Origin of the sequence: Haliscomenobacter sp. (genome assembly GCF_040403615.1) — a bacterium.
Classification (GTDB): Bacteria; Bacteroidota; Bacteroidia; order Chitinophagales; family Saprospiraceae; genus Haliscomenobacter.
Genome location: NZ_JBBAKG010000183.1, coordinates 1 through 6,779, shown reverse-complemented (window position 1 = coordinate 6,779; position 6,779 = coordinate 1). Strand labels below are relative to the sequence as shown.

Below are 6,779 nucleotides of genomic sequence, written 5' to 3'. Positions count from 1 at the left end.
TCGAGAATGGCCTGATCCTGAACCCTGAAATTAACCAAAATTGCGTTGGCTTTGCTTTCAAATTCGTTGAATACCATCGGATTGTCCATAGTGATGGACACGATGACCGGTTTGCCCTTCATTTTGTCATAGGTATCCGTCACCATGCCCAGGTCAGTATGGTTGATGGCTTGATTGGTTTTGTCCTTGTAGCTGCGGTTGGTCGATTTTTCCAGTGGGTCGCCACCAGCAATACTGACTCCCCGAGCTTCGGTGGCTTTGTATTCACCGTATTGCAAGCTGATGGGGAGGTAGCCATTGCCACCTTTTTTCACATCTTCAGCGCTATAACCAATGCCCGAGTTGGGGCTGCTGATGAAGGCTAGGGCGACGTCGGCCTCATCAGGGTTGTCCGTAACGGTAAAGTATTTTTTGACAATTTCGATGTTCACTGGATAATCCAATCTTTCAGGCGTTTCTACACCCATGAAGTTGCGGCCAGCGGGAGTAAATTTTTTCGGAACATACACCTTGATGCCCGTTTTGAGTGGCAAAGCTTGTTTTTGGTTTTTCAGCAATACCATTGACTTCAATTGAGCCTCGTAACCTGACTTCATGTAGGAGGGTTGACCTACGATCAATTTGGTGGTTTCAGGAACTACGTAAGGAAACTCAAACAAACCCACCCGGAAGATATTCTTCAACAAACGTACAGCGGATTGTTCCATGCGGGCACGCATCCAGGCTTTCCCATGTTCTTTGCTCCCAATGGCATAAGCTTCAATGATGGGTTTGGCTTCGTTGTTGCCGCCAAATTGATCTACTCCGGCCATCAAAATTTTGTAATGGCGTTCGGCTAAGCTTAGTTTTTCGACGCCCCAGGGTTTGCCAGCAGTTAAATTGTCCAGGACAGTTTCGTCTCCAGTGATGCCCCAGTCGGTGCAGGCTACGCCATCGAATTTGTATTTGTCGCGCAACAAATCCTGGATGATGTAGCGGTTGTAACTGTTGCCCACGTTCTCTTTGTTCTTGGTATCCTGGTCCCAGGAAATGGTGTAATAAGGCATGATGGCCGAGGCCATCATGGTTTTACCCTGCAATTTGAAGGCACCTTCGGTGAAGGGGATAAAATGGGTTTTGAATTGTTTTCCAGGGTATACTGCAAACTTACCGATTGCATAATGTGCGTCGCGGCCAGCTTCGCCTGAGCCTCCACCCGGCCAGTGTTTTACCATGGCGTTTACACTGTACATTCCCCAGCCGTCTGGGTCGGCACCATATCCAGTAGAGGTTTGAAACCCATTGCAATAGGCACTGGCCATCGCAGCAGCAAGGTAGGGGTCTTCTCCAAAGGTACCGCTGGTGCGGCTCCAACGAGGATCGGTAGCAATGTCAACCTGAGGCGAAAGGGCAGTAGTGATGCCCAAGGCCCGGTATTCTGTAGCGGCAATTTGGCCAAAACGCGTTACGAGGATTGGATCAAAGGTTGCAGCCATGCCCAGCGAACTCGGCCACATCGAAATAGCACCACCAGCCGCAGCGTTGTATTCCGCGTTGGCAACGGTGCCGTGGCGAGGGTCAGAGCTGTTGTTGGCAGGAATGCCCAAGCCAGTTCCTTCTACCAAGGCCTGCATGTTGTTGTTCCACCTTGCGGCAATTTCGGGAGATTGCACCGTGGTGATGAGTACGTGCCGCAAGTTATCTTTGATTAAAAACTCGATTTGTTGGTCGCTCAGGTCTTCCGGTTTGGCCCCACTTTCTTGGAAAGGTTTGCCTTTGTAGGTACCAGCAAAATAGCCACCTGAGCGTGCTGGAAGGGATTGGTGGCGGCTGTACAGCATCAAACCAGCAATTTGTTCTATGCTCATTTTGGAGGCCAGGTCTTTGGCGCGGGCATCGGCGGGCAGGCGCCAGTCTTCGTAAGGATCGAGCTGGCCGTTTTTGTTGAGGTCTTTAAAGGCCAGATCGTTTACGGTGAGTATTTTCATGCCTGAAGAAGGAGAATAGGCCAGGGTCTTGCCCCTTTGGTTAATCAAGGCGAAATTTTCTATTTGTTTTTCGGTCCATTTTTGCTGCGCAAAAACGAAAATTGAGCTGATCAGGAGGATAAATGTAGTGCAGAGTTTTTGCATGACTTTGATTTTTTAAACTGCTTGCAATATACAAATCATGTCATCAGGTAGCCTGATGATTATATTATTGGGGTTGGAATTTAGAAAATTGGGTGGGAATGATCGATGGGTCATCCTTGAAATGGTAGCTACCAGACACTACAAATTGCGCTACAATAATTTTGTGGCAGTGGTTTGGTTGAAATGAATGACAAAATTATAGTACCGATCAAGGGGAATGGCACGAAAAAAGGCATCCACTTGGGAGGCATCAAAGCCTGCCCCAATAGACAAAAAAGGTTGTGGGCTGGCAAGATGCTGTTGCCAATTGGGCTTTGCCTGTAAATCGCTAATTTTCAAGACATAGTTTTTTTCTTTGGCCAAGGAGAATAAATAATTGATGGAGGGCTTTAAAGGTGCACTGACGGTCATGGTTTCCAAACGTTTGCTCGTTAAATTAACCACTGAAAACTGGCCACTTGCTTTGCTGAAACCAACTACCTGGTATTCGTTGCCATATTTGTTGCGCAGGTGCCCACCTTGCGAAGGTGTGCTTATGTTGGAATAGCGGTCATTATTGGCCACATGTTCATTGTGTGCCCATAAGGCAATTTTTACATTCCCGTATTGCTCAAAAATCCAGGAGGTATTGTCCGACATGTATTTTTCACGAAAAATAATGCCGTTGTCAGGGGTAATGACCAAACTGTATTGCACTATTTCGGCTTGAGTGAGGGTTTGAAACAAATGTTGAATCTGTTGGTTGTAGGCTGGAGAAGTAGCTTTGGCAATGTTGTTAGCGCGTTCTTGTAATTCGCGTCCCACTTCATTGAGTTTAGGCAAAACAGGACTCCGTAAAGATTGGATGGTGGAAAAAGTTGCACCGGGATAAAGACTGTTTTTGGCAAGACTCCCCAAACGTTCGTTGACACTTTTGGCATAATTGGGATCGTATTGTTGAAGCATTTTGACCAGTTGTGGGATGCCGTACTGCATCATTTGGCAATCAACACCTACCACGTGGATTTTTTGGTCTACGGGTTTGTTGCGGTTGTAATCCTGCATCCATTGAAAAAACTGCAGCACTTCCTCCGTACGCCATGTCCAAAATCCCATGGACTGCTGCATGTAATCCCTCATACTGCCTTGTCCAGTTTGCAACATTTCGTCAAGAATCAAACAAGCACCAAAATCATATTCAAAAGCAAAAATGCGGAAACCATGTTTTTCTACGAGGTATTGGAACAAGCGGTGTTTCATTTGAAAAAATTCCCGGGTACCGTGGGTTGCTTCACCCATACCTACAATTTTAGCTTGCCCCAAGGGTGAAAAAAAAGATAAATCTGTTCCTGGTAAGCTAGGATCTGCACCAGCCAGTGGCAAAAGGCTTGCTTCTAGCTCCTTAATCAGTTTCAGTTCGATGGTGTCTTGGGGGGACAAAACTTCCGTCTCCTCTTTTTTAGCGCAAGAAATCATTAAAATTAATGCAATAAACAGCTGAGAAAAGGTAGTACTGCGTTGCATATAACTTGCTTTTTAATTGAACGAAAAGATGTAATTTTAATAACAAACTTATTTAAAATGTTGTTCGTTGAATTGTTAGAAAATGAGTTTTCAACAATCACCTGTTTGGGTGATCCCAGACTTGACAAACCTTCCTAATTTTGAGCATTGCTTCAAATCTATGTCAACCTATGTTTACACCTGCTCAACGCCTTTATATCCTGTTTCTTTTCACGTTAGTTGCCATCATGTTCTTATTGGCTGCCTATACAGCCTGGATTGATCCACCCGTGACGTATGGTTTTTGGGGCGGTGTCAAGCATGGATTTTTTGCCGTGCAGAATGGAATTATTGGCTTGTTTTCTGGCAGGCATTACTATGCCCCGCTACACACTGGCTGGTACCGTTGGGGCTACTGGGTGGGCATGTTTTTGATCCCTGGGTTTTTGCGCATTTGTTTTGAAGTACTGGAAATCTTTCTGCAAGAATGGCTGAGGTAATTTCACCCCTGTACTGCTGTCAACAATTCCATTCTGCCGTTCACTTTACATTTTGAAAAAATATTCTTGACGTGCGTCCCGATGGTGTTCACGCTGAGGAAGTGTTTTTCAGCGATCTGGCGATTGGTCAAGCAGGCCAACAAATCGGCCAATACTTCCATTTCTTTGGGACTGAGCGGATCTTCCAATTTGGCGTTGAAGCGTTGTAGGTCATTGTTGTTGCGTGGATGGAGGCGACTATAGGTGAAGAGGGCAATTTCAAGGGTGCGAAACAGTTCGTCTTCTTCAAAAGGTTTGACCAGATAGGCCATGGGGAAGGTTTGCTTGGCCCGATCCAAGGTCGCACGGTCGGTAAATGAAGTGAGGTAAATGAAAGGCAAATGGTATTTGTCATGGATCACTTGACCAATCGAAATTCCGTCTGCCTGACCTGAGCCAAGATGAACATCCAGAATGACCAGATCTGCTTGTTGTTGGGCCAGTTTATCCAAAGCCATGACAGGATTGTATGCGAGGCCACATACCGAATAATCCAGATTATTCAAAGCTGCTTCCAAATCGTGGGCGATCAAGGGTTCGTCCTCTACGATCAATATTGAAAATTTACTCATGCCGCATTGTTTAGGGCCGGAATTTAAATAAAGTTACATTCTGACTGGGCTCTTTTTTGATTTTGCTGCGTTACTCGTCAGTTGCGTAGGCTGGCTATGCGCCTTCCTCGCGCCTTACCAAATCAAAAAATAGCCGAGTCAACTTTGTAACTTTATTTAAAATCCGGCCCTAAGCGGAAAAATCAATCTTGCGTGGGCTCCTGTTTCAGCATTGGCAAGTTGCAATGATCCGCCCAACTTTTGGGTAAAGGCATTGATCAATGAAAAGCCGATGGAACGCGCAGCATCCGGGGCAAAGTTAACAGGAAATCCGACACCATTGTCCTCCACTTTTAACTCAACGTTGTCCTCATTGGTGGAAAGGGAAATCCGAACTACACCCATTTGCTCATCCGGGAACGCATACTTCAAGGTATTGCTGATCAATTCATTGAGAATCAGCCCCAAGGAAATCATAATGTCGACATTGAATTTAAGGGGTTCAATTTGGGCGATCAACTGTACCCTATCCTGATCGATATTGTAGGTATGGAAAAGGCTTTCGGCCAGTTTGAGGAAATAGTCTTTGGTTTCGACGGTGCTAAAATCGTTGTTCTGATAAAGGGTTTGGTGAATGAGTGCCATCGAGCGCACCCGATCGCGCCCCTCTCTCATGACTTTGAGCGCCACCGGATCTTGTACACTTCGCGCTTGCAAATTGAGCAAGGAAGAAATGACTTGCATGTTGTTTTTGACCCGATGGTGGATTTCTCTAAGCAGGAGTTCTTTTTCTTGCAAGGCTACGGAAAGTGCCCGTTTTTCGGTTGACAAGCGGCGCTTGCTGCGCAATATGGCAAAGGTTGCCAGCGACAACATCAATAATCCTCCCAATAACCACAAAATCCACCTCCGCGTATTTTCCAGGTGAAGTCCTTTTTGCTGATTGAGGTTCTTTAATTCACCTATGGATTTTTGGTGCTCCGCCACTTCCAATTGGGTCTCATTGTTGTTGAGCCTACTTGCCTGAAGGATAGGATCAAGCTCCTGCTCCAATGCTTTAACTTTGTCCAGGTAAGCGATGGCTTGGGCGTAGTTTTTCTTTTTTCGCTCATTGGCCGCTAGGGTTTCGTACAACGCCATCTGGTAATTGAGGTTGTAGGATTTTTTGGCCCAAACCAGGTTTTCCAACAACAACTCGTCTGAAGCACGAATGGCATCTTGATCACTGAGAATAGCCGCTTCCATCAATTCGCTTTGTAGCTCGTTGTACCTTTGAAACACCTTCAAATTCATGGATTTAGACAATCTTAAATATTCAAGTGCTTTTTCATTTTCCCCCAAAACGTGGTAGGCTTCGGCCAATGACCTCAAACAGCGGGCTTGCATTACCCGATGTCGTTTTGGATATGGTAGTTTTTTGTACGCACTTAATGCTTGTTCCAAAACAGGAACTGCTGCATTTTCCTTTTTTTCTACGATTAGGGTCAAGCCTTCGTAATACCGCAGCATGGCTTTGGGAAATGCGGATTCAGCTGATTTCAGCAGGCGTTGTGCATCAAGAAGGTACTTCCTGGCACGTTGAGGGTTGTGGTTGTCCAAAAAAACATGAGCCATGCATACGTACACAAAAATTTTTCGATCCACCACGGGGGAGCGATCCAGCAATGCCAGATTTTTGCGGTAATAATGCAATGCCGAATCTGGTCGATTCATGTTGTTCCAAATCAAGCCAGCCATCTGAAAAAGCTTGTATTTCAGAACTGGAAAATCTCTTCCTTCAGCAATGCCAATGCCCCGGCGCAGGTAGTAAAGGATGCTATCCGGTTCCAATTTTCGGGTATAAATTTGCACAAGTTGAAGGCAGGTTTCAACCTGAGTCTTTGGTTTTGCACGTGCAAGGCTCCAGGAAGAATACCTCCGGTAATGTTGCATGGCCAACCCATACTGCTTGGTATTCATATAAATTCTGGCTAAACCCTCTTCCGCAATAGCTTCAACCCGATCGTAGTTTCCCTGTTTTGCAATCCCAATAGCCTCATTCAAAACAAGGATGGCACTATCGGACTTATTCATTTCAAAATAAATTCTTCCTTTCA

Annotated in this window: 5 protein-coding genes; 1 reads left to right on the top strand and 4 read right to left on the bottom strand. The window is 45.6% G+C overall.

Annotation, left to right across the window (positions count from 1 at the left end; all coding sequences use genetic code 11):
* Both ABW391_RS28090 and ABW391_RS28085 read right to left on the bottom strand, forming a co-directional pair.
* Positions 1-2,111, bottom strand: a 2,111-nt coding sequence (locus ABW391_RS28090) for a glycoside hydrolase family 3 protein (RefSeq protein WP_353485228.1), incomplete at its 3' end; no start/stop codon positions are given.
* Between the two features lie 150 nt (positions 2,112-2,261).
* The gene (locus tag ABW391_RS28085; protein WP_353485227.1) at positions 2,262-3,614 is read right to left on the bottom strand and encodes an erythromycin esterase family protein; all 1,353 of its coding nucleotides are present in this window, start codon (positions 3,612-3,614) and stop codon (positions 2,262-2,264) included.
* A 170-nt stretch (positions 3,615-3,784) separates the two neighbouring features.
* Here ABW391_RS28085 and ABW391_RS28080 point away from each other — a divergent pair, with 170 nt between their 5' ends.
* Positions 3,785-4,093: a hypothetical protein gene (locus tag ABW391_RS28080; RefSeq protein ID WP_353485226.1), complete on the top strand. Its 309-nt coding sequence runs from the start codon at positions 3,785-3,787 to the stop codon at positions 4,091-4,093.
* Between the two features lie 2 nt (positions 4,094-4,095).
* Here the strand turns inward: ABW391_RS28080 and ABW391_RS28075 are convergent, their stop codons facing one another.
* Together ABW391_RS28075 and ABW391_RS28070 are read right to left on the bottom strand one after the other, a co-directional pair.
* A complete protein-coding gene (locus ABW391_RS28075) occupies positions 4,096-4,704 on the bottom strand; it encodes a response regulator transcription factor (protein ID WP_353485225.1) in 609 nt (202 codons plus the stop codon).
* Between the two features lie 156 nt (positions 4,705-4,860).
* Positions 4,861-6,779 (bottom strand): tetratricopeptide repeat-containing sensor histidine kinase (locus ABW391_RS28070; protein ID WP_353485224.1); only part of this gene is annotated, 1,919 nt, incomplete at its 5' end.